Source organism: Neorhizobium sp. R1-B (assembly GCF_004368875.1).
In the GTDB taxonomy this organism is placed as follows: Bacteria; Pseudomonadota; Alphaproteobacteria; order Rhizobiales; family Rhizobiaceae; genus Neorhizobium; species Neorhizobium huautlense.
Genome location: NZ_SOEM01000009.1, coordinates 127,682 through 147,062, shown reverse-complemented (window position 1 = coordinate 147,062; position 19,381 = coordinate 127,682). Strand labels below are relative to the sequence as shown.

Below are 19,381 nucleotides of genomic sequence, written 5' to 3'. Positions count from 1 at the left end.
GGCAGCGATTGCTTCCGTGGTTAAAGCCGACGTAGGCCGAATATGGCGCTGTTAATGCTGTTCCATCATCCGGATCTTACGCGCGCTGGCAACATGGGCGAGGGAGCACACACGGTCGGTGGCGCAAGCAGGACGATATCTATGAGCCTCCACGATATGTTGATGGGTCTCTGTCTGATTGGTATGAGCAGCATCATCATGAAAGGCTTATGGGAATTACGTGCATGAGGCCGCGGGAGCAGCCCGATCGTGCCCAAGCGGCGGCGCGCCGCCGGCTTGATAACTAAAGCTAATTGCCGCTACGACGGTGCTGACGGAATTAAAGAGCTGGGGCAATGCCTCCGAAGTAGGAAAGTCATGATCGCCGCTTATATTGATGAATTTATCATGTTTTGTGCCGGCTTATGGATGACTTCGGTCGGCTTTGGTTATCTGACCTTATCCAGAAATCCGGCGAACCGGGTGCCGATGGCCCGTCACTTCAAGTGGATGGGGCCATTACTGCTCACCATCGCAATCGTTCTGGCCATCGCCTCATAGGCTCGCCGTCAGAACAGTGTGGGACAACCGACGCATGAACAATATGCTGGCCTGCACTTCTTGCGGATCGGATGATACCGAACCTGTCGTTCATTGGCTCGTACATTCTGCGATGTGCCGCCTGCGGCGAGCACGTTGTTGCTACGTCCTTCATGGCGATCGCGAACTCAGATCATGAGTGCTCGGCTTTTGTCGATCCGGGTCCAGGACGGCGGCCCTTGCCGCAGGCACTCGTCGCCGAGGGGCCACTTCGGCTGATCGAGACGGCAATCAGTGCCGCGGCAAGCGGCGGAACTCTGATCCGCCTAGTCTATAATCCTTTGGACTAAATCGGCCCTGATGCGAGAACTGGAGAGATCGGTTTGTTACAAAGATGGCGATCCTCATGAAGACGTTCTGTGGATCCGGTCGCGGTTGACCGGCCTCGTACGCGAGATTGTTCCCTATCTGGCCCTCCGGGGGGGCCGTAGGTGTTGAAGCTGATACCGGCGCCGCGCCGGTAGGAACATGTTGGGGATCCGACGAGTTTTTCGTCTGAGCAAACGAGATCGGTACAATTCATGCCGCAGACAAGCATTCTGGTCATTGAGGATGAGCCGTTGATCCGCATGGCTGTGGCAGACGACTTGCGCGATGCAGGCTTCCACACCTTGGAAGCAGCCAACGCCGAAGATGCTCTCGAAATTCTTGCTGCTGAGGCCTCGATAGCTGCGATCTTTACCGATATTGATCTGCGTGGGAAGGTTGACGGTTTGAAGCTCGCTTGGACGGTCCAAGATCGATGGCCGGCTGTCAAAATCATCATCACCTCCGGCAAGCGAAGAATAGAGCGGACCGAGGCGCCCGACAGTTCGCTGTTTTTCCCGAAACCCTACACTCATCAAGCTGTCATTGAAGCGATCAGGCGCGTGATTTCGTGAAGGGCTGCATCGACCATCGACAAAATAGCTAGCCGTCCCTTTCAATGCCATGATATGGACTCTTGCGTGCTGTCAGCGCGGATGTCCAATGACAAATCCTGAAGAACCAAACCCGCCACCACCTCCAACCGTTTCCGATCTTCCGCATCTGGCAGAAGCGCTCGATGACAATCGCTTCCGGCAATTTCTTGACCATGTCCCCTTCGCCGTCGCGGTCTCCGAACTGGGGGACGATGAAACCCTTGTCTACGGCAATATCGAATTCGAACGTCTGACTGGTGTTTCGGCAGAACAACTGCAAGGGAAATCCTGGTCTATCCTCCCTCCGGCCCCTGCTTTGGCGGGTGGACCTGAACTCGCTGCGGCATTGCTCGAAAACGAAGAATATCTCGGGGCTTTCAGTCTGCCGGCGGGCGCGGAGAAGCGGGTCGTTGATGCCTGGTCAAATACCATTGTTGGAGATGCCGGGCAGCCTCTCTTTCGATTGCTGGCGATGTCAGAGCGCGAACGTCCGGACGAGGCGTCAGTTTTGACGGAAGCGCTTGCTGAAAAGGACGTTCTGCTGAAAGAGCTTCAGCATCGGGTCAAAAACAACCTGCAGATGATCACCGCGTTGATCCGGATGGAGGCACGTAACGCGCAACGCCTCGAAGAGACAGATCGCTTCAACAAACTGGCGGGCAGGATCGAAGCCCTGTCTATCCTCTATCGCTCGCTTTATGCCGGCAGCGAAACCGAAACTGTCGATCTTGGGACTTATGTCAGCCAGATCGCTTCATCCGTGATGGCGGCACATGCGATCGAAGGCATCCGCCTGGATATGAAAGTCGACACTTGGCCAGTTTCGGTCAATGTCGCCATGCCCGTGGGTCTTGTGGTCAATGAGCTTATGACCAATGCCCTGAAATATGCCTTCGCCGGTCGCGACGGTGGTGAGGTCAAGGTCCGTTGCACTGTTGACGACGAAGGATGCAAGGTCATCGTGGCTGACGACGGGGTCGGGCTTTCCAACAAGGCCGATTGGCCTCGACGAGGCAAGCTCAGCGCCATGATCGTCCAGTCAGTCAAACATAACGCCAACGCCGAGATCGATGTGGAGTCCGAGCTAGGTAAGGGCATGGCGGTAACCATCGCCTTCAGGCGGCGGCACGCAGCCCAAGCCTGATTGATCCGCGTGCCATAACGGCCGGCTGAGATCAGTTCTAGGCGGCGCGGGCGCCTCTATGCGACCATTCTCAATGCAAGCCGGAGTTAGCGCTTACGCCAATGGCTTGAGCATTGCTTTCAACTGATCAGAATGCATTATCCCAAAAAGAACCCATTGACCAAGTCTCCGGCCGCTGCTGCCGCAACACACGGAAGCGATCTAGCGATTCCAGCATTCTGCACATCGCCTATCAATTTCCTTCAATTTCTTGGCATCTGTTCTGGGGACGGGCCAGTACCGTAAACGACTGAGATCAGCTGGTCACAAGGTGCCCAGGAATGATCCCACGTCCTTCGCTATTTAGCGCGCGTGAGTTTTTCGCGGGTGAGAACGATTTCAAAGTTTCCGTCGGGCAGAAGCTCTACGAGGTATCCGTCCACCGTATAATAAATCACCGTTAAAGGCGCCTCATCGACAGCATCTGGATCGGGCTTACGCGTGGCTTTGATAATTGTCACCACGGAACCCCTCTCGTTAAAGCAGCTAATAACTTGCTCTCGGGGGTTGATCATAGCGCCCGTCCCCTTGTCCACCGGTAACAAGCTTAGAGGGTAGCAGAACTGGGGGCAAGGGCAGCGTTGAGAAACGGACCTGAGTCCGTCCCAGGCATCTCACAGGCTTGCTATCATCCCCTTTATCTTGAGGGAGGACGGCTTCTTTTTCACAGATCGGGCCTTGAGCCGCGCGAACAACATTATGGTTAACGGCATATATAAGGCCGCACCTACAAGTTGGATATACGGTCGGACCCAACCAGCACCCGCAAAAGCCGAACCAACCCCGCGCCGATGGATAGCCGTCCCATACTCGGCTCCAAATCAGTCAGTCCCTCCCAAGGCAAGTTCTTGGTTTGCCTGCACACCGAAGATCGGTTGCTTCGGCCCAGTCTCGTTGAACTTATCGAGATACATGACCATCCCACGATCTAAGACGTGCCGCACTATGGCAAGGTCGTGCGCGACGACAAGCATCGCTGGATCACGCTCGCACCTCAGCTCACGAGCAGATTGACGACCTGTGCCTGAACCAAGAGGTCGAGCGCTGAGACCGGCTCGTCGCCGACGAAGAGCGCCCGGTTGTGTTAGGGCACCATCGCCGAGGCCGGACGGCCCGGCGCGAGACCTGCGTACACAACCGGCAGCCCTCGGCCGCACCGGACAGGTCAGCATGCCGGATAGCAGGGCGCGACCTCCGCGGCCAGGCTTCTGGCCACCGCTACGAGGTCCTTACTGCGAGGCTTGGTGGTCATGACCGACATTTCCGTGTGAGTGAGTCGTTTTCCAGAGGCTTAGCGAATCCACGGCACGGGTCGATGGCTCGAATTGGTTCAGTACCCTGGAGTGCCATGTTCGGCTAGCTGAACCGTTGAATACGGAACTCATACAGGGGCGTTTCCGTCTCACCTGTCGCGATTAGTTCCGCCATGACGTCACCGACGCCTGGCCCCAGCTGAAACCCGTGACCGCAAAAGCCAAAGGCATGGAAGAGCCCGGGTGTCGTGGCCGACGGTCCCATGACAGGAAGACCGTCGGCGACATATCCTTCGCAGCCGGACCATGTGCGGATGACGGAGACATTAGCCAGCGCCGGCAAGATCGGCAGGAGCGCGCGCAATTGCGGCGGCAGGCGAGCTGGATCCGCCTTGGCGTGGCCGCTGTCGAGCGAAACATCTGTCCTTTCCGCGCCACCGCCAAATATAATGTTTCCCCGCTCGACCTGCCGCAGATAGCCCCCGCCATGGTCATGCGCCCAGACACCGACGACCGGCAGAACGCGGTGCGGCAAGGGTTCGGTCACGCCCATTTGCGGGCCTTTTGCGACGATCGGGACGGGTTCGCGGAATTGGGCGGAGATGCTGGCTCCCCAAGCGCCGGCCGTATTGAGTAGGGCTTCGGCCGAATAGGTGCCAGCCGATGTCTCGACCTCGAAACCGAAGGCTGTCCTGCGAATGGCCCGCACATCGACATTTTCGACGATATTGGCGCCGATCCGGCTTGCGGCATCCGCGAATGCAGGTGCAATCAACCGCGGATTGCCGCTACCGTCTTCCGGCGAAAATGATGCGGCGATCGCTTCCGGACCAAGGCCGGGGAACCTTGAATGGAGTTCTGTTGGTGCAAGCTCCTCAAGATCAAGGCCCCAGGGCCTCGCAGCCTCGGTGAAGTTGCGCATTTCCTTGAGCCCGTTTTCGCTGAAAACGAGCCGGACATGCCCAGTCGCGCGAAACTCGACGTCCCGCCCCAGCATTTCAGCTGCCTTTCCCCAAAGTGTCAGCGAACGCCGGGCGAGGGGAAGCTGGGGCAGGTAACGGCCGCTGCGGCGAATATTGCCGAAGGAGGCGACGGTCGCGCCGCTGCCGACCCGGTTTCTCTCGATCACCGTTACCCGCAGGCCGCGCCGGGCGAGAAAATAGGTTGATGCGGCCCCCATCAAGCCGCCTCCCAGAACGATCACATCCATGAAGCCGTTTCCATTGTCTCTTCCATGCCCTTCACCATTTCGGGAGCAGCCAACGGTGTCAAAGTCGAGCTTCTCGGCCTCCCATAAGTCGGGCCTATGGGCAGCGGAAACCAAAACATAAGCTCGACTTATGGGACGTGGCTTTTTCGCTCTTGGACCAGCTTCGCCAATCCGTGTCAGCTTCATGACAAGCAGCAGGAAAGGACCCTGGAAATGGACAATTCGGCCACGCCCGGCAAAGGCGCCTTCGACCAGCAGGACTGGAAAATCGGCGTTGATATCGGCGGCACCTTCATCGATTTCTGTGCTCTTGAAACACGCTCTGGCCGCGTTGCCTCCCTCAAAGTCCTGACGACGCCCGATGATCCGGGTGCTGAACTGATGACGGGACTGTCGCTTCTTGCTGAACGGGAAGGACTTGAGCCTTCTTCCGTCAGCCGTTTCGTTCATGGGACGACGGTCGGCATCAATACGGTGATCCAGCGTCGTGGCGTATCGCTGGCGCTGATGACCAATGCAGGCTTCGAAGATGTGATCGAGCTGGCGCGACTCAGGATGCCCGACGTCTATTCGCTCTTTTGTGCCCGCCCGGACCAGCTGATTGCCCGCGACATGATCTTTGGCATTCCGGCCCGCCTGCGGGCAGATGGCAGCGAAGCGCAGGCGCCGGATCTTTCGGTCGTCGCGACAGCGGTCGCCAGGGCAAAGGCGAATGGTGCGGCTGGCATCATCATTTCCTTCCTGCATTCCTGGCGTAACGATGCGCATGAGGCGGCCGTAAAGCAGGAGATCGCCCGTATCGCGCCTGAGCTCTTCGTATTCACGTCCTGCGAGGTCTGGCCGGTGATCCGTGAATACGAGCGGACGACGACCGCCATCCTAAATGGTTACGTCCATCCGCGTGTTTCCGGTTATCTGACAGCGCTCGAAGAAAAGCTGCTGTCGCGTGGCGTGACGGCGCCGGCACTTCTGACCAAGTCGAACGGCGGCGTCATGAATGCCGACGAAGGCAAGCGTTCCTGCGTTCAGATGCTGCTGTCAGGCACCGCGTCCGGCGTCATCGGTGCCGCCTGGCTTGCCCGGCGCGCCGGTGAAAAGCATATTCTTACCCTCGACATCGGCGGCACTTCGGCGGATTTCGCGCTGATCATCGATGGCGAGCCGCAATTCGGAACCGGTGAGCTGATCGGCGAATTCCCGCTACATATTCCCTCCGTCTCCGTCAGCTCGATTGGCATCGGGGGTGGTTCGATCGCAAGTGTCGATGCGCAGGGCGTTCTGCGTGTCGGCCCGGAATCGGCGGGTTCGACACCCGGCCCAGCCTGTTACGGTCGCGGCGGAGCACAGGCGACCGTCACCGACGCCATGGCCGTTTGCGGCTGGCTCGGCCATAGCCAGATGGCCTACGGGCAACTGCAGATCGATGTTGGCCTTGCTCGCGCGGCCCTAACCCGGCTGGCAGAGAAGATCGGCCGAACGGCAGAAGAGGCAGCCCAGGCCATTCTCGACATCGCCATTTCGGAAATGTTCGTCGAAGTCGAAAAGCTGGCATCGCGTGCCGGCGTCGATCTGCGCGAGTTCACGCTGATGCCGTTTGGCGGCGGTGGTCCTATGCTCGGCGCCTTTCTGGCTCGCGAATTCAAGATGGCCAAGGTCATCGGCCCGCCGCGGCCCGGCGTCGTCTCCGCGCTTGGTGGTCTGGTCGCCGACTTGCGTGGCGATTTCATCCGCACCGTCTTTACCCATCTTTCCGAAGAGGCCGCGCCGCAGCTGCGCGGCGCTCTTGAAGAGCTTGCCCTTGAAGGGCGTAACTGGCTGGCGAAGCAGGGCCATGCCGGGGCCGCGGCGCTGAATATCTCCGCCGACATGCGTTATCTCGGCCAGAGCTTCGAGATCGAAGTGCCGATCCAGGCAGCCTGGATTGCCGAAGGCAGATTGGCTTCGATTAAGGAAGCATTTCACGCCATGCATGCACGGCTCTACGATTTCGATGATCCTGATGGTGCGATCGAGATCGTCAACTTGCGTCTTTCGGCAATCGGCGCGGGCCCAGTTCTGGAATTCCCGGTCGACACTCGTGAAGGCGGCGAAGCGGCCAATGCCGAGCGTGAGATCCCGGTCTTTACCGGCAAGACCATCGAGTGGATAGGCCTCCACCGGCGAGACCGCCTGCGCCCCGGCAGCCATTTTTCCGGGCCGGCCGTCGTTGCCCAGGAGGACACGACTTTCGCCATTCCGGGTGGGACGCATGTCGAAGTCGACAGCCACCTGAATCTGCACCTCACCTTTTCGGAGTAACAGCTCATGTTCGATCCCTTGAACCTTCAGGTGTTCGCCAACCACACCCGTGCTGCTGCCGAAAACATGGCCTATACGCTGCAGCGTACGGCCCATTCAGCCTTCGTCAAGGAGACGGAGGATTTCACTGTCATGCTCGTCAACCGCAAGGGCGAGACTTTTGGCGTACCGATGGGGCTTGGCGCCACATGGTATCCTGGCCTCACCTATACCCGTGCGATCGACATGATCGCCGATTACAAGCCCGGCGACGTCGCCTTCACCAACGATCCCTATTCCTGCTTCGTCGCCACCCATGCGCCGGACACGCATCTCTGGAAGCCGGTCTTCTACGAGGGCGAGATCATCGCCTGGACGGGCGGCCATATCCACAATACCGACATGGGCGGCGCCGTGCCCGCCTCGCTATCGCGGGCACTGACGGAAGTTCATCAGGAAGGTATCCGATTTCCGCCGATGAAACTGGTCAACGAAGGCGTCTTCGACGAGCAGATCCTGAGGATCATGACGACCAATGTCCGCAAGCCCGACCTCAATATCGGCGACATGAAGGCTCTCGTCGGGGCGCTCAACACGGGCGAACGCAAGATCCTCGCTATGGTCGAGAAATTTGGCAAGCAAGTCTTTCTCGAAGGCACCGAGGTCTTGCTAGACCATGCCGAGGCGCAAGCGCGCAATATTCTGCGCTCGATGCCGGACGGTACCTGGGAATTCGTCGATTATGCCGACGAGGATTCCGTCGAGGCCAATCCTTGCCGGCTGAAGTTGACGCTGACGATCCGCGGTGACGAGGCAATCCTCGATTTCACGGGCTCGGATCCGCAGCTCGGCTCCTCTCTCAACGTTCCCTCCGGTGGCGACCCGCGCCATACCATGCTTCTGGTCGGTGTCTATTACATTCTCTACACGCTCAATCCGAAGATCCTGCTCAATACCGGCCTGACGCGGCCATTCACCTGCATCACACCGAAGGGCAGCGTGCTGAACCCAATTGCGCCGGCAGCCGTTGGTATGCGCTCGCTCACCTGCGCGCGTCTTCGCTCCGTCGTCTTCGGCGCCTTCAATCAGGCGGTGCCCGATAGGTTGCCGGCAGCGCCGGCCGGCAACAATTGCATCGTCAACGTGATGACAACGGATGAACGCAATGGCCGAACGGTTATCGCCGCAGTCAATCCCGTGGTCGGCGGCGGTGGAGGCATGCCCTATGGGGACGGCACCAATGGTTCCGGCGCCGATGCGGCTTATCTCAAAAACACGCCGATAGAGATCACTGAAACGGAAGTGCCGATCGAGTTCGTCAAATATGGGCTCGCCAGGGATAGCGGCGGTGCGGGGCGCTGGCGCGGTGGTCTCGCAACCGAAATGGCCTTCCGGGTCTTTTCACCGGATAGCCGCATCACCGCCCGCAACCGCGATCGCAGCTTCTTCCGCCCCTGGGGCACACTGGGTGGCAAAGCGGCGGGCCTTTCCGACATGGTGCTGAACCCCGGCAGCAACGAATTCAAGCGGCTTGGCAATATCGACACCGCCATCCTGCAGCCCGGCGATGTGCTGGAAATCCGGTCTGCCGGTGGCGGTGGACGCGGCAATCCGATCGAACGCGAAGTCTGGCGCGTGGCACAAGATGTCGCTCGCGGTTACGTCTCGGCCGAGGCTGCCGAACGTGACTATGGCGTTGTCATCAAGGATGGCGTGGTGGACGAGGCGGGAACGGAAAAGCTGAGGGCCGCCCGCGCGGTGCCGGATGAGCATTTCCACTATGGCCCCGAGCGCGATGGATATGAGGCACAATGGACTCGAGAAGCCTATGATCTGCTGACCGAAATCCTGCAGGGCCTTCCGATTCACTGGCGCTTCTTCACCAAGACGGAGATCTTTCGCCGGATGAAGGGTCGTGTCGGAGCAGACGGCGTGGCGGCGGCGTTTGCGGATGTCCAGGCACGCTTCAAGGATATGCCGGAACCCGTCGTCGAGCGGAAAGAGGCTGCGGAATGACATCCGGATTGCAATCTGCCCGGCCTGCAGGGCGAATAAGGCGCCTTGCCGAAAAGGGCAGGCCGCAGGTCCGGTTCAGACTGGACGGTGTCGATTGTAAGGCGCTTTCCGGGGACACGGTGCTGACCGCGGTGCTCGTCTCCGCACCTGCCGTGCGGCAATCGGAGTTCGGGCCGGAAAAACGGGCCGGCTTCTGTCTGATGGGAGCCTGCCAGGACTGCTGGCTCTGGCAGGAGGATGGTCGGCGGCTTCGGGCCTGTTCGACCCTGATTGCCGAAGGCATGCAATTGCGAACCGCGCCTCCGGAGATCTGGCCATGACCGACGGGAGCGGAGAAAAGGTGGTTATCGTCGGCGCCGGTCCCGCGGGTATCCGCGCCGCCGAGGTTCTGGTTCAGGCGGGGATAAGACCCGTCGTCATCGATGAGGGGCTCAAGGGCGGCGGCCAGATCTATCGTCGGTCGCCAGAGGGTTTTACGAGATCGCCGAAGCAGCTTTACGGATCGGAAGCCCACAAGGCCGTCGCACTCCACTCCCTGTTCGACCGCATGGTCGCGGTCGGAGCGATCGACTATCACCCCCAAAGCTCCGTGCTTTCGACGGCAGGCAATCTTCTGCAGGCACTGACACCTGCCGGACGCCAGGACTTCACGTATTCCCGCCTGATCCTTGCAACCGGCGCCATGGACCGCCTAGCGCCCGTTCCTGGCTGGCAGTCGCCAGGCGTTTATAGCCTCGGTGCAACGCAGATCGCGCTGAAGGCACAGGGGATCGCGCTTGGTGGCCAGACCGTCCTTGCCGGTTCGGGGCCATTGCTCACGCTGATCGCCACCCAGCTGCTGAAGGCTGGCGCGAATATCGCGGCAGTCCTCGACACATCCTCGTCTCGGAACCAAGTGTCGGGATTGCCTGGCATGCTGGCGAGGCCCACCCTGGTTTTGAGGGGCATCTTGATGCGGTCGAAGCTCGGCCGGCTTTACCATGCCGGTGTGACGCTGGAGCGGATCGAGACCGATGAGCGGGGCCCTGTCGCCATGCACTGGCGCGATGCCCGCGGCAAAAGCCGTGTCGCGTCCTGCGACGTGGTGGGTCTTGGCTGGCATCTGCGTGCCGAAACCCAGCTGGCGGGTCTGGCCGGCTGCTCGTTCGACTATGACGAAAGCTGGTTGCAATGGCTGCCCCGCACCGATCGCATGGGGCGGGCGGGCGAAAGGCTCTATCTTGCTGGCGATGGGCTGAGAATCCTCGGCGCCGATGGTGCGGAGGTCACCGGCCGTCTCGCCGCGATCGCCTGCCTTGCGGATATGGGTTGGCCCTTCCCGGATGCGCGACCGGACTTGCGCCGGCTGGAGCGGCTCGAGCGTTTCGCCCGCGCCATGGCCCGCGCCTTTCCCTGGCCGCGTGATATCGTCCGCGCCGTTCCCGACGAGACCGTTGTCTGTCGCTGTGAAGGTGTGACCGCCGGTCAGTTGCGTGAAAGCGTCGTCTATGGCGGTGCCGAAGCCAATCGGGTCAAATCACTTGCGCGTGTCGGTATGGGGCGCTGTCAGGGGCGTTACTGCCAGCTTGCCAGCGTCGAGCTGATTGCCGAAAAGGCCGGTTTAAAGGTCTGCGATGCGGGTCGGTTGCGCGAACAGGCGCCTGTCAGGCCGCTGCCTATCGGTGACTGGGTTCGCGAGGCCTGACCAGCCGGCTCAGGTGGTGGTATTGCCAGCATTCAAAACCGCGGCACAGGCCTCTCGCAGATTGTCACGCATGGCAATATGACTTCCCGTGAGCGGTCGGTCTCGGCTAGTCAGCAACGCGATCGGCACGGAAATCTTCTGCTGAAGCGGGCGCCGGACGAGGCCCGCGAATTGTTCCCAGGGCAGAAGTCCATCGACAATGGCGACACCGAAACCGTCGCGGACGAAGGGCAGGGCGGTGATGGAAATATCGATCTCGATCGCCGGATTGAAGATCTGTTTTTCGGCAGCCGCGGCGCTCACCAGCAATCGGCCGGGAAGCGTGCCGGCGCGGTAGGAGATCAACATCTCGTTCTGAAGATCGGCAAAACCGATTTGTTCCAGTTCGGCAAGCCGGTGATGTTCGGGAATGATGCAGATCAGTTCCGCGTGCCCGAGCGTCTCAACGTCGATGCCGGGCCGGGCGAAATTGTTCATGACAATGCCGAGCGGCGCATCGCCGTCGCGGATCATGTCGACGACATTGACGAGCGGTGCGATCAGCGATCGGACGACGATGTCCGGATGGGAGGCGCGAAACGCGACCAGCGCCTTCGGCACGATCGACATGGCTGGCGGCGCGGAAGCCGCGACCCGGATCAGCCCGGTACGGCCGAAGCGCATGTCCGTCGTGCGGCGGCGAAGGGCGCTGAGCTCGGAAAAGATGCGTTCGCATTCCGGATAAAGCTCCTCGGCTTCCCGCGTCGGAACCAGCTTGCCGCGCACGCGGTTGAAAAGCTTGAAACCCAGTTGATCCTCGGCATGCAGAAGGATCTGGCTGAGCGCCGGCTGCGATATGTTCAGCAATGCGGCGGCGCCGGTCACCGTTCCGGTTCGCATCAGCATGCAAAAGACTTCGAGCTGGCGTGCCTGCATTGAAAATCCTTTGAATGCGTGACTGGGGTTTTAGACATCTTATCGCGCGACGGGACGATTCAGAAGTCGGCGACCTTTCCCCATGACGAGGTTTCGAACCGCTTCGGGTGATAGGGGATCGGATCGACGATCGGGGTGCTGGCGGTAACGATGTCGGCGATGAGGTGACCGGCGCCCGGGCCAATGCCAAAGCCGTGGCCACTGAAACCGGCAGCAAGGATGAAGCCGGGAACGCTTGCCACTTCGCCGATGGCCGGAACGCCGTCTGGTGTGGAATCGATATACCCGGCCCAACTTGCTGTGATGCGCCGCTTGCCGATTGCCGGCAGAAGTTCAACGGCACGGTCATAGGTCAGCTTGATCGTGCCAGCATCAACGGCGGGGTCGAGGATGCGCATATGTTCCATTGGCGTCGGGCGATCGAGCCGCCACCGGGCAAGGCTTTCATGGCCGCTGCGTATGCCTTCGAGCCCGCCTGGAGAAAGGCTGCGCCAACGGCGCATGAACATCGGCAGAAACTGCGTTGCAAAACGCATGTTCTGGGCGGTCACATCGACCCGGCCACGGCCGCTGATGGCAAGCGTATGGCCGCCGTCGCCGCGCCGCGTCACCGAAACACGTGCTGTATGCAGGGCATCCGGCAAATCGCCTTCACCGGGACCGATAGAGAGAATGGAGGAGCGGGTGGACGCCTGGGGAAACCGAATGCCGAGCTGGCGGCAGAAAGAGGACGCCCAAGCGCCGCCCGAAAGGATCGCGACCTTGGTCCTGATCGTACCATGTTCGGTAACGATCGCCGTCAGCCTGCCGCTTTCCATTTCGATGCCGCGCGCGGCGCAGTTCTGCAACACGGTTCCGCCAAGCTTCACGACCGCACGGGCGACGGCGGGAGCGGCACTGGCGGGGTCCGCCGTTCCGTCGGTCGGCGAGAAGACGCCACCCTTCCAGATTCGGCGGGTCGCCTTGCCGCGTTCGCTTGCCTCGGCGCTGTCGAGCATGTGGGTGGTGACGCCAACCGTTCGGGCAAAATCACGCCAGCGCGCCCAGCCTGCCAGCTCCTCCTCGCTGTCGCTGAGATAAAGCAGGCCGCAACGCCGAAAGCCGGTGTCCTCGCCGCTTTCAGCGGCAAAGCTTTCCCAGAGATCGAGGCTTTTCGTCGCCATCGGGAGTTCGCGCGCGTCGCGGTTCTGCTGACGGCACCAGCCCCAGTTGCGGCTCGATTGCTCGGCGCCGACACGTCCCTTCTCGATCAGCGCGACCTTCAGCCGCGTCTGACGAGATAATAGGCCGTGAAGACGCCGACGATGCCGGCTCCGATGACGACCGCGTCAGCGGAGTGCGGCAATTCGCCATCAGTTTTCATGAACGTGAGCGGTGCTGGCATGACGACCAATCTCCTCGGCGCAACTCGATCGATATCGCAACATAGCGCTGCAGTCTGCGCGGTGGTGACCGCACATTTCAGCCGAACAGCACAAGATTCTGCGCGCCGTTTAGGATGCAGCTTATTGTGCCGATGATCTTTTTGCAGAATGAAATAGACAAGAAAAGCCAAGGTGTTAAAATTGATCCTGGAAATCAGCAGCATAAAATGCTGCGATTGCCGGATAGCGCGAAAGGTGTCCAGACGTGAAGCTCGATCGCATCGACATCAAGATCCTCTACGAATTGCAGAAGAATGGCCGTATCACCAATGTCGAGCTGGCCGAGCTGGTCAACCTGTCGCCGAGCCCCTGCCTGATGCGTGTCAAGAAGCTGCAGCAGGAGGGGTATATCGAGGGGTATTCGGCCCAGATCAACATCGGCAAGCTGGGCCAGACCCTCACCGTTTTTACCGAAGTCACCCTCAAGAACCACCGGCAGATTGATTTTGCGCGCTTTCTTGCGGCGGTGGAACGGGTCGATCAGGTGATCGAATGCCACTTGGTTTCGGGCGGTTACGACTACATGCTCAAATTCGTCACCGCGGGAATTGGCGAATATCAGACGATCATGGAACGCCTGACTGACATGGATATCGGCATCGACAAGTATTTCAGCTTCGTGGTTTTGAAGTCGCCGATCGTCAAGGCGCATATGCCGCTGACCAGCCTGTTCCTGGTCTGACATCTCTTGTCTGGCAGAAACGTGAGGCAGCCCGCATTGCCTCAGCCCCGTACGTAGGTCTTGACCAGTTCGGGATCGCGTTCCAGCCGGTCGAGCCAGCCGGAATCGAGTTTCGGAACGGATGAAAACAGCAGTTTCGAATAGGGATGCTGCGGCACTTTCGAAATTGCCGGCGTGATCTCTTCGATCTTGCGGCCGTTATACATCACGACGATCTCGTCGCAGATTGCTTCCACGACCGACAGATCATGGCTGATGAAGATGTAGGACAGCGAAAGCTCCCGCTGCATTTCCTTCAGGAGATCGATCACGGCAGCCGCCACGACCGTATCAAGGGCAGAGGTGATCTCGTCGCAGACGATCAGTTTCGGCTCGGCGGCGAGGGCGCGGGCAAAGTTGACGCGCTGTTTCTGTCCGCCTGAAAGCTCGGCCGGTGTGCGGCTGCGCAGCGCCTTCGGCAGGCGCACCATATCCATGAGCTGGTCGATCCGCGTGTCGCGCGCCTTGCCTTTCATGCCGTGATAAAACTTCAGCGGCCGTCCGAGGATTTCCTCAATCGACTTTGCCGGATTGAGGGATGTATCAGCATGTTGAAAAACGATCTGTAGCTCGCGCAACTGTTCGCGGCTTCTCTGGCGGGCCGAAGGAGCAAGTTTGCGTCCATCGAGCGTCAGCTGACCGGCAGAGGCCGGCAGTATCCCGGCAATCGAGCGGGCAAGTGTAGACTTGCCGCAGCCGGATTCGCCGATGATTCCGAGATTGCGGCCACGCTCGAGCGAAAGGCTTGCTTCCTGCACCGCCTTCACGAGCGGCAGGCCATCGGCCTGAACCGGGCCGTAACCGGCAATCAGGCCATCGACCTGCAGGAGCGGCTTGCGTTCGAGAGCAGCAACAATGCTTCCGGCCCGCGGTTTTGGTTCGAAGGCCGAGAGCAGCTCACGCGTATAGGGGTGCTTGGCATCGGCCAAGATATCGTTGGTGCCGGCGACTTCCTGAACCTCACCACCGCGCAAGACGACGATACGATCGGCGATCTGGGCAACGACGGCGAGGTCGTGGGATACGTAGACGCCGGCGATGCCGCTCTTCTTCATTACTGCCTTGAAGGCACGTAGCACTTCGATCTGGGTCGTGACGTCAAGCGCCGTGGTCGGCTCGTCGAAAATGACGAGTTTCGGATCCGAGATCAGCGCCATCGCGGCAGCAAGACGTTGCAGCTGGCCACCGGAAACTTGATGCGGGTAGCGGCTGCCGATCTCGTCCGGATCTGGCAGTGACAGCGCCCTGAACAGCGAGACCGCCTTCTCGCGCGCCTCTGCCGGCGGCATCAGCTGGTGAATGCGGGTGACCTCGATCACCTGCTCGATGATGCGCTTGGAAGGATTGAAGGCGGCGGCCGCCGATTGCGGCACATAGGAGACTTCGAGACCACGGACATTGGCGCGCTGGCGTTCGCTGAGCGCCACCATGTCCTTGCCGGCAACCGTGACACTGCCGCCCGTTATCTTGCAGCCGGGGCGAGCGTAGCCCATGATCGTCAAGGCGATCGTCGTCTTGCCCGATCCGCTTTCGCCGATCAGGGCGACGATTTCTCCCGGCGCGATGTCGATATCGACACCCTTGATAATGTCGATGCTGCGGCCTGAATCGGTCGTTGCCTCCACCTTGAGATTTCGGATTTCGACGAGATTTTCCATTCACGCGCTCCGATCTCTGATCTTCTTGGGCAGATTATCGATCAGCAGGTTGACGCTGATGGTGAGGCTCGCAATGGCGAGTGATGGAACGATGACCGCGGGTGCGCCAAAAGGCAGGCCTCCGATATTTTCGTGAACCAGCGCGCCCCAGTCCGCATAGGGTGGCTGCACACCGAGCCCGAGGAAGGAGAGACCGGAAAGAAGCAGGACGATGAATACGAAACGGATACCGAAATCAGCCAGAAGCGGGCCGATGATATTCGGCAGGATTTCCGAAAAGACGACATAAGGAATGCCCTCACCCCGGGTGCGGGCGACGGTAATATAGTCCATCGTGTTGACGTTGACGGCGAGCGCCCGGGCAAAACGATAAGCACCGGGAATATAGATCACGCCCAGCATGATGATCAGCACGGGCAACGACGACCCGACCGCGGCAGCGATCACGAGGCCCGACAGCTTGCTCGGAATGGAATTGAGCGCATCGAGGAACCGGCTCAGTATCGTGTCAAACCAGCCGCCGATCACGGCAGCCGCCATGCCGAGTGCCGCACCGGAAAAACAGGCGAGGCAGACGGCGGCAAGCGAGATGCCGACCGTATAGCGGGCGCCCATGATGATGCGGGAAAGCATGTCACGGCCGAGATAGTCGGAGCCGAGCAGGACCTTGCTGCTCATCGGGCCGAAATAGTCCTCATCGACGATCTCGCCCACCGGATAGGGGATGATATGCGGGGCCAGGAAGGCGATGATTGCCCAGAAGAGAATGATGGCAAAACCGATCATTCCGATCCAGCTGAACCGGTATCTGGCACCGCGGGGCATGGTCGTGGATGTGGTCATGATCAGCGCACCCTCGGATTGGCCAGGATTGCAACGATATCGGCAAAGGTGATAAGGGCGAGATAACCGACACAGAAGATGATGGCACACGATTGGATCAGCGGCAGGTCGCGCGTGGAAACACCGTCGACCATCAGCTTGGCAATGCCGGGATAGTTGAAGATCGTCTCAACGATGATGACGCCGCCGACGAGATAGGAGAGCGAGAGCGCGATCGCATTGGCGATCGGGCCGACCGCGTTCGGAAGGGCGTGAACCAGGACAGCGCGCCGGCGCGACGCGCCCTTGAGGATAGCGGCCTCAACATAGGGTGTGTTGATCGTATCGATGACCGCAGCGCGGGTCATGCGGATCATCTGGGCTGAAACGACGAAGGTCAGCGTGATAACCGGCATGGCGTAGATCTTCAACACCTGCCAGAAGGAGGCCACATCGGTTGTGAAAGAGAGGGCCGGCAGCCATTTCAGATAGACGGAAAACAGAAGCACTGCCGAGGTCGCGATCATGAATTCCGGCACCGAGATGACGCCGATCGTCAGAACCGTAACAACGCGGTCGTACACAGAACCGCGGAACATGGCCGCCGTGATGCCGAGCGTCAGGGACAGGGGGACGGCAAACAGCGTGACGATACCGGCAAGGCGCATCGTGTTGACGAAACGCGCGCCGATCAGCTCCGCCACCGGGACATTGTTGACATAGGAGGTTCCGAGATCGCCCTGCAGCAGGCCAAAGAGCCAGCGCGCGAAACGGAAAAAGGCGGGCTCATCCAGGTGCATGGCGGCTCTGAGACCGGCAACGGCTTCAGGCGTCGCAGCCTGGCCGAGCAGGATCGTTGCAGTATCGCCCGGCAGCATGGCCGTAGCGAAAAAGACCGCGAAGGAGACGATCAGCAGAGTAAGGGCGGCGCTGCCGAGCCTGTTGGTGATGAGTCCGAGGATATAGGTGCGCAATGGAGTTTCCCTGCCTGAAAAGTTCAAGAATGCCAGCGCCCTTTCCGGACGAACCGGTCTGGCGTCGTCAGGCGCAGTCTTGGCGGCAAGGGAAACGTCCCCTGCCGCCAGGCATCAGCCTCAGGCGTCGAGCCAGACATATTCGGCGAAGGCATAACCCATCATGCCGCCAAGCGGATTGGCCTCAAGGCCCTTCAGTTTTGCCGATATCGCATCCACGTTCGATATGTAGACCGGGATGACGGTGCCGGCTTCTTCGGAAATCATCACCTGCATCTGGTTGTAGATCTCCTTGCGCTTGTTCTCGTCGAGAAGGCCGCGTGCTTCGACCAGCATCTTATCGAATTTTTCCGACTTGTACTGGCTTTCGTTCCACGGCGCGTTGGACGCGTAGAGGAGCGAGAAAAGGATGTCCGGCGTCGGACGCGGGTTGATGTTGCCAAAGTGAACCGGCGCCTTCAGCCAGTAGTTCGACCAGTAGCCATCGGACGGTACGCGCTGGACGTCGAACTTCATGCCGATCTCGGAACCGGACTGCTGGACGATGGTCGCCATTTCCACAGCCGAGGTCGGGGCCTCCGAAGTGATCATCGGAATTGATTGACCGATGAGGCCTGCCTTCTGGAAATGGAACTTTGCCTTGTCCGGATCGTAGCCCTTAGGCTTCAGGTCGGCATTGTGATAGTGGCTGGCCGGAGAAACCGGCTGGTCGTTTGCGATTTCGGCAAGGCCGCGCAAGACCGACTTCTGGATTTGCTGGCGGTTGATCAGGTATTTCATGCCGGTAACGAAGTCGGCCTTGTCGCCCGGCGCAAGGTCGAGACGGATGTTGAGGTCGGTATAGTTGCCCGACGTGGTCTGCGATAGGGCAAAGCCCGGTTGGCTTTCGACGAGCTTCATCGAGCGCGGCTTGATCGATGCAGCAAGATGGATGTCACCGGAGAGCAGTGCGTTGACGCGGGCATTATCGTCGCTGATGGCAAAGAACTCAAACGAGTCCACATGCGCGCCGCCCTTGAAGTAATTCGGGTTCTTGGTAAAGATCGACTTCACGCCCGGCTGGAAGGTTTCCATCTTGAAGGCACCGGTGCCGATACCCTTTGAAAAGTCTGTCGTGCCGTCCTGGACGATCATGAAATGATGCTGCGACAGGATGGTCGGCAGGTCGGCATTCGGGTTGGCGAGCGTGATCTCGACCGTCAGGGAATCGAGATCCTTGACCTCGGTGATCTGCTTGGCAATTGCGTTAACCTTGGAGCCGACGGCCGGATCGAGATGCCGCTTCAGTGAGAAGACGACGTCCTTGGCCGTCAGTTGCTTGCCGTCGTGGAAGGTGACGCCGGAGCGCAGCTTGACGGTCCAGACCTTGGCATCGCCGCTCTTGACGCTTTCGGCAAGTTCCATCTGCACTGTGCCGGCCTGATCAAGAAAGGTCAGGCGGTTGTAGAGGGCGCAGCAACGGACATAATCGGTCGATAGCGATGCCTTGGCCGGGTCGAGCGTATCGGCAGTGGAAGACGACCAGCCGGCCGCCTTGAGATTGCCGCCGGATTTCGGGGTTGCAGCCACTGCGTTCGAGGCGCGGCCGAGGATGAGGCCGCCCATGGAAGCCGCGACACCGCCTGCCAACATCATCGTCAACAGTTCACGGCGGCTTGCGCCCCGGCGAATGGCATTCTCGATCATAGCGTCGTCCGACGCGGTCCAGTTCGTGATCTTGTCGTTCATGTCATTCCCCTTTTTCGCTGGTTGGCGGGCAACCC

General features: G+C 60.0%; 15 protein-coding genes and 2 pseudogenes. 9 read left to right on the top strand and 8 right to left on the bottom strand.

The annotated features are described in order from the left end of the window. Positions 1-357 precede the first annotated feature (357 nt). The 4 genes and pseudogenes from EDE05_RS14810 to EDE05_RS14795 all read left to right on the top strand — a co-directional run bounded on the left by EDE05_RS14810 (position 358) and on the right by EDE05_RS14795 (position 2,625). Positions 358-540, top strand: a complete 183-nt coding sequence (locus EDE05_RS14810) for a hypothetical protein (RefSeq protein ID WP_112800100.1) — start codon at positions 358-360, stop codon at positions 538-540. A 34-nt stretch (positions 541-574) separates the two neighbouring features. Then, a pseudogene (locus EDE05_RS27200) lies at positions 575-869 on the top strand (hypothetical protein). A gap of 231 nt (positions 870-1,100) precedes the next feature. Next, the gene (locus EDE05_RS14800; RefSeq protein ID WP_134101855.1) at positions 1,101-1,460 is read left to right on the top strand and encodes a response regulator; all 360 of its coding nucleotides are present in this window, start codon (positions 1,101-1,103) and stop codon (positions 1,458-1,460) included. An 88-nt stretch (positions 1,461-1,548) separates the two neighbouring features. Then, on the top strand, positions 1,549-2,625 hold the full coding sequence (locus tag EDE05_RS14795; protein WP_134101852.1) for a histidine kinase dimerization/phosphoacceptor domain -containing protein: 1,077 nt from the start codon (positions 1,549-1,551) through the stop codon (positions 2,623-2,625). A gap of 338 nt (positions 2,626-2,963) precedes the next feature. Here the strand turns inward: EDE05_RS14795 and EDE05_RS26845 are convergent, their stop codons facing one another. Both EDE05_RS26845 and EDE05_RS14785 read right to left on the bottom strand, forming a co-directional pair. Continuing rightward, positions 2,964-3,128 (bottom strand): hypothetical protein, encoded by a 165-nt coding sequence (locus tag EDE05_RS26845; protein WP_162712424.1) that lies wholly within the window; start codon positions 3,126-3,128, stop codon positions 2,964-2,966. Between the two features lie 892 nt (positions 3,129-4,020). Next, positions 4,021-5,127, bottom strand: coding sequence for an FAD-binding oxidoreductase (locus EDE05_RS14785; protein ID WP_105372322.1), 1,107 nt, complete (start codon positions 5,125-5,127; stop codon positions 4,021-4,023). A 213-nt stretch (positions 5,128-5,340) separates the two neighbouring features. Here EDE05_RS14785 and EDE05_RS14780 point away from each other — a divergent pair, with 213 nt between their 5' ends. Genes EDE05_RS14780 through EDE05_RS14765 form a run of 4 tightly spaced genes read left to right on the top strand, consistent with a single transcriptional unit; the run spans position 5,341 to position 11,104 of the window. After that, positions 5,341-7,425 carry a hydantoinase/oxoprolinase family protein gene (locus EDE05_RS14780; RefSeq protein ID WP_134101849.1) on the top strand — a complete coding sequence of 695 codons (2,085 nt, stop codon included), beginning with the start codon at positions 5,341-5,343 and terminating at the stop codon, positions 7,423-7,425. Between the two features lie 6 nt (positions 7,426-7,431). After that, on the top strand, positions 7,432-9,420 hold the full coding sequence (locus EDE05_RS14775; RefSeq protein WP_134101845.1) for a hydantoinase B/oxoprolinase family protein: 1,989 nt from the start codon (positions 7,432-7,434) through the stop codon (positions 9,418-9,420). Then, entirely contained in the window at positions 9,417-9,740 is a 324-nt protein-coding gene (locus tag EDE05_RS14770) for a (2Fe-2S)-binding protein (protein WP_105372325.1), read from the top strand. The genes EDE05_RS14775 and EDE05_RS14770 overlap by 4 nt, the downstream gene beginning before the upstream one ends. Further along, positions 9,737-11,104 (top strand): FAD/NAD(P)-binding oxidoreductase, encoded by a 1,368-nt coding sequence (locus tag EDE05_RS14765; RefSeq protein WP_134101842.1) that lies wholly within the window; start codon positions 9,737-9,739, stop codon positions 11,102-11,104. The genes EDE05_RS14770 and EDE05_RS14765 overlap by 4 nt, the downstream gene beginning before the upstream one ends. Before the next feature lie 9 nt (positions 11,105-11,113). Here EDE05_RS14765 and EDE05_RS14760 read toward each other — a convergent pair whose 3' ends face one another. Continuing rightward, on the bottom strand, positions 11,114-12,019 hold the full coding sequence (locus tag EDE05_RS14760) for a LysR family transcriptional regulator (protein WP_112800086.1): 906 nt from the start codon (positions 12,017-12,019) through the stop codon (positions 11,114-11,116). Positions 12,020-12,078: 59 nt separating this feature from the next. Next, positions 12,079-13,403: pseudogene (locus EDE05_RS14755) on the bottom strand (FAD-binding oxidoreductase). Between the two features lie 245 nt (positions 13,404-13,648). On the opposite strand from EDE05_RS14755, the gene EDE05_RS14750 reads away from it, so the two are divergent. Beyond that, the gene (locus EDE05_RS14750; protein WP_105372329.1) at positions 13,649-14,125 is read left to right on the top strand and encodes an Lrp/AsnC family transcriptional regulator; all 477 of its coding nucleotides are present in this window, start codon (positions 13,649-13,651) and stop codon (positions 14,123-14,125) included. A 41-nt stretch (positions 14,126-14,166) separates the two neighbouring features. Here EDE05_RS14750 and EDE05_RS14745 read toward each other — a convergent pair whose 3' ends face one another. The 4 genes from EDE05_RS14745 to EDE05_RS14730 form a co-directional block, all read right to left on the bottom strand. Beyond that, positions 14,167-15,822 (bottom strand): ABC transporter ATP-binding protein, encoded by a 1,656-nt coding sequence (locus EDE05_RS14745; RefSeq protein ID WP_134101839.1) that lies wholly within the window; start codon positions 15,820-15,822, stop codon positions 14,167-14,169. Beyond that, a complete protein-coding gene (locus tag EDE05_RS14740; RefSeq protein WP_134101836.1) occupies positions 15,823-16,665 on the bottom strand; it encodes an ABC transporter permease in 843 nt (280 codons plus the stop codon). A 2-nt stretch (positions 16,666-16,667) separates the two neighbouring features. Next, positions 16,668-17,618, bottom strand: coding sequence for an ABC transporter permease (locus tag EDE05_RS14735; RefSeq protein WP_134101832.1), 951 nt, complete (start codon positions 17,616-17,618; stop codon positions 16,668-16,670). A 120-nt stretch (positions 17,619-17,738) separates the two neighbouring features. Continuing rightward, on the bottom strand, positions 17,739-19,346 hold the full coding sequence (locus EDE05_RS14730; protein WP_134101829.1) for an ABC transporter substrate-binding protein: 1,608 nt from the start codon (positions 19,344-19,346) through the stop codon (positions 17,739-17,741). Positions 19,347-19,381 lie beyond the last annotated feature (35 nt).

What these genes read in the sequence shown, in the direction of transcription:
- EDE05_RS14810 (WP_112800100.1), top strand. Translation starts at nt 358, where the DNA reads ATGATCGCCGCTTATATTGATGAATTTATCATGTTTTGTGCCGGCTTA.
- EDE05_RS14800 (WP_134101855.1), top strand. Translation starts at nt 1,101, where the DNA reads ATGCCGCAGACAAGCATTCTGGTCATTGAGGATGAGCCGTTGATCCGC.
- EDE05_RS14795 (WP_134101852.1), top strand. Translation starts at nt 1,549, where the DNA reads ATGACAAATCCTGAAGAACCAAACCCGCCACCACCTCCAACCGTTTCC.
- EDE05_RS14785 (WP_105372322.1), bottom strand. Translation starts at nt 5,127, where the DNA reads ATGGATGTGATCGTTCTGGGAGGCGGCTTGATGGGGGCCGCATCAACC.
- EDE05_RS14780 (WP_134101849.1), top strand. Translation starts at nt 5,341, where the DNA reads ATGGACAATTCGGCCACGCCCGGCAAAGGCGCCTTCGACCAGCAGGAC.
- EDE05_RS14775 (WP_134101845.1), top strand. Translation starts at nt 7,432, where the DNA reads ATGTTCGATCCCTTGAACCTTCAGGTGTTCGCCAACCACACCCGTGCT.
- EDE05_RS14770 (WP_105372325.1), top strand. Translation starts at nt 9,417, where the DNA reads ATGACATCCGGATTGCAATCTGCCCGGCCTGCAGGGCGAATAAGGCGC.
- EDE05_RS14765 (WP_134101842.1), top strand. Translation starts at nt 9,737, where the DNA reads ATGACCGACGGGAGCGGAGAAAAGGTGGTTATCGTCGGCGCCGGTCCC.
- EDE05_RS14760 (WP_112800086.1), bottom strand. Translation starts at nt 12,019, where the DNA reads ATGCAGGCACGCCAGCTCGAAGTCTTTTGCATGCTGATGCGAACCGGA.
- EDE05_RS14745 (WP_134101839.1), bottom strand. Translation starts at nt 15,822, where the DNA reads ATGGAAAATCTCGTCGAAATCCGAAATCTCAAGGTGGAGGCAACGACC.
- EDE05_RS14740 (WP_134101836.1), bottom strand. Translation starts at nt 16,665, where the DNA reads ATGACCACATCCACGACCATGCCCCGCGGTGCCAGATACCGGTTCAGC.
- EDE05_RS14730 (WP_134101829.1), bottom strand. Translation starts at nt 19,346, where the DNA reads ATGAACGACAAGATCACGAACTGGACCGCGTCGGACGACGCTATGATC.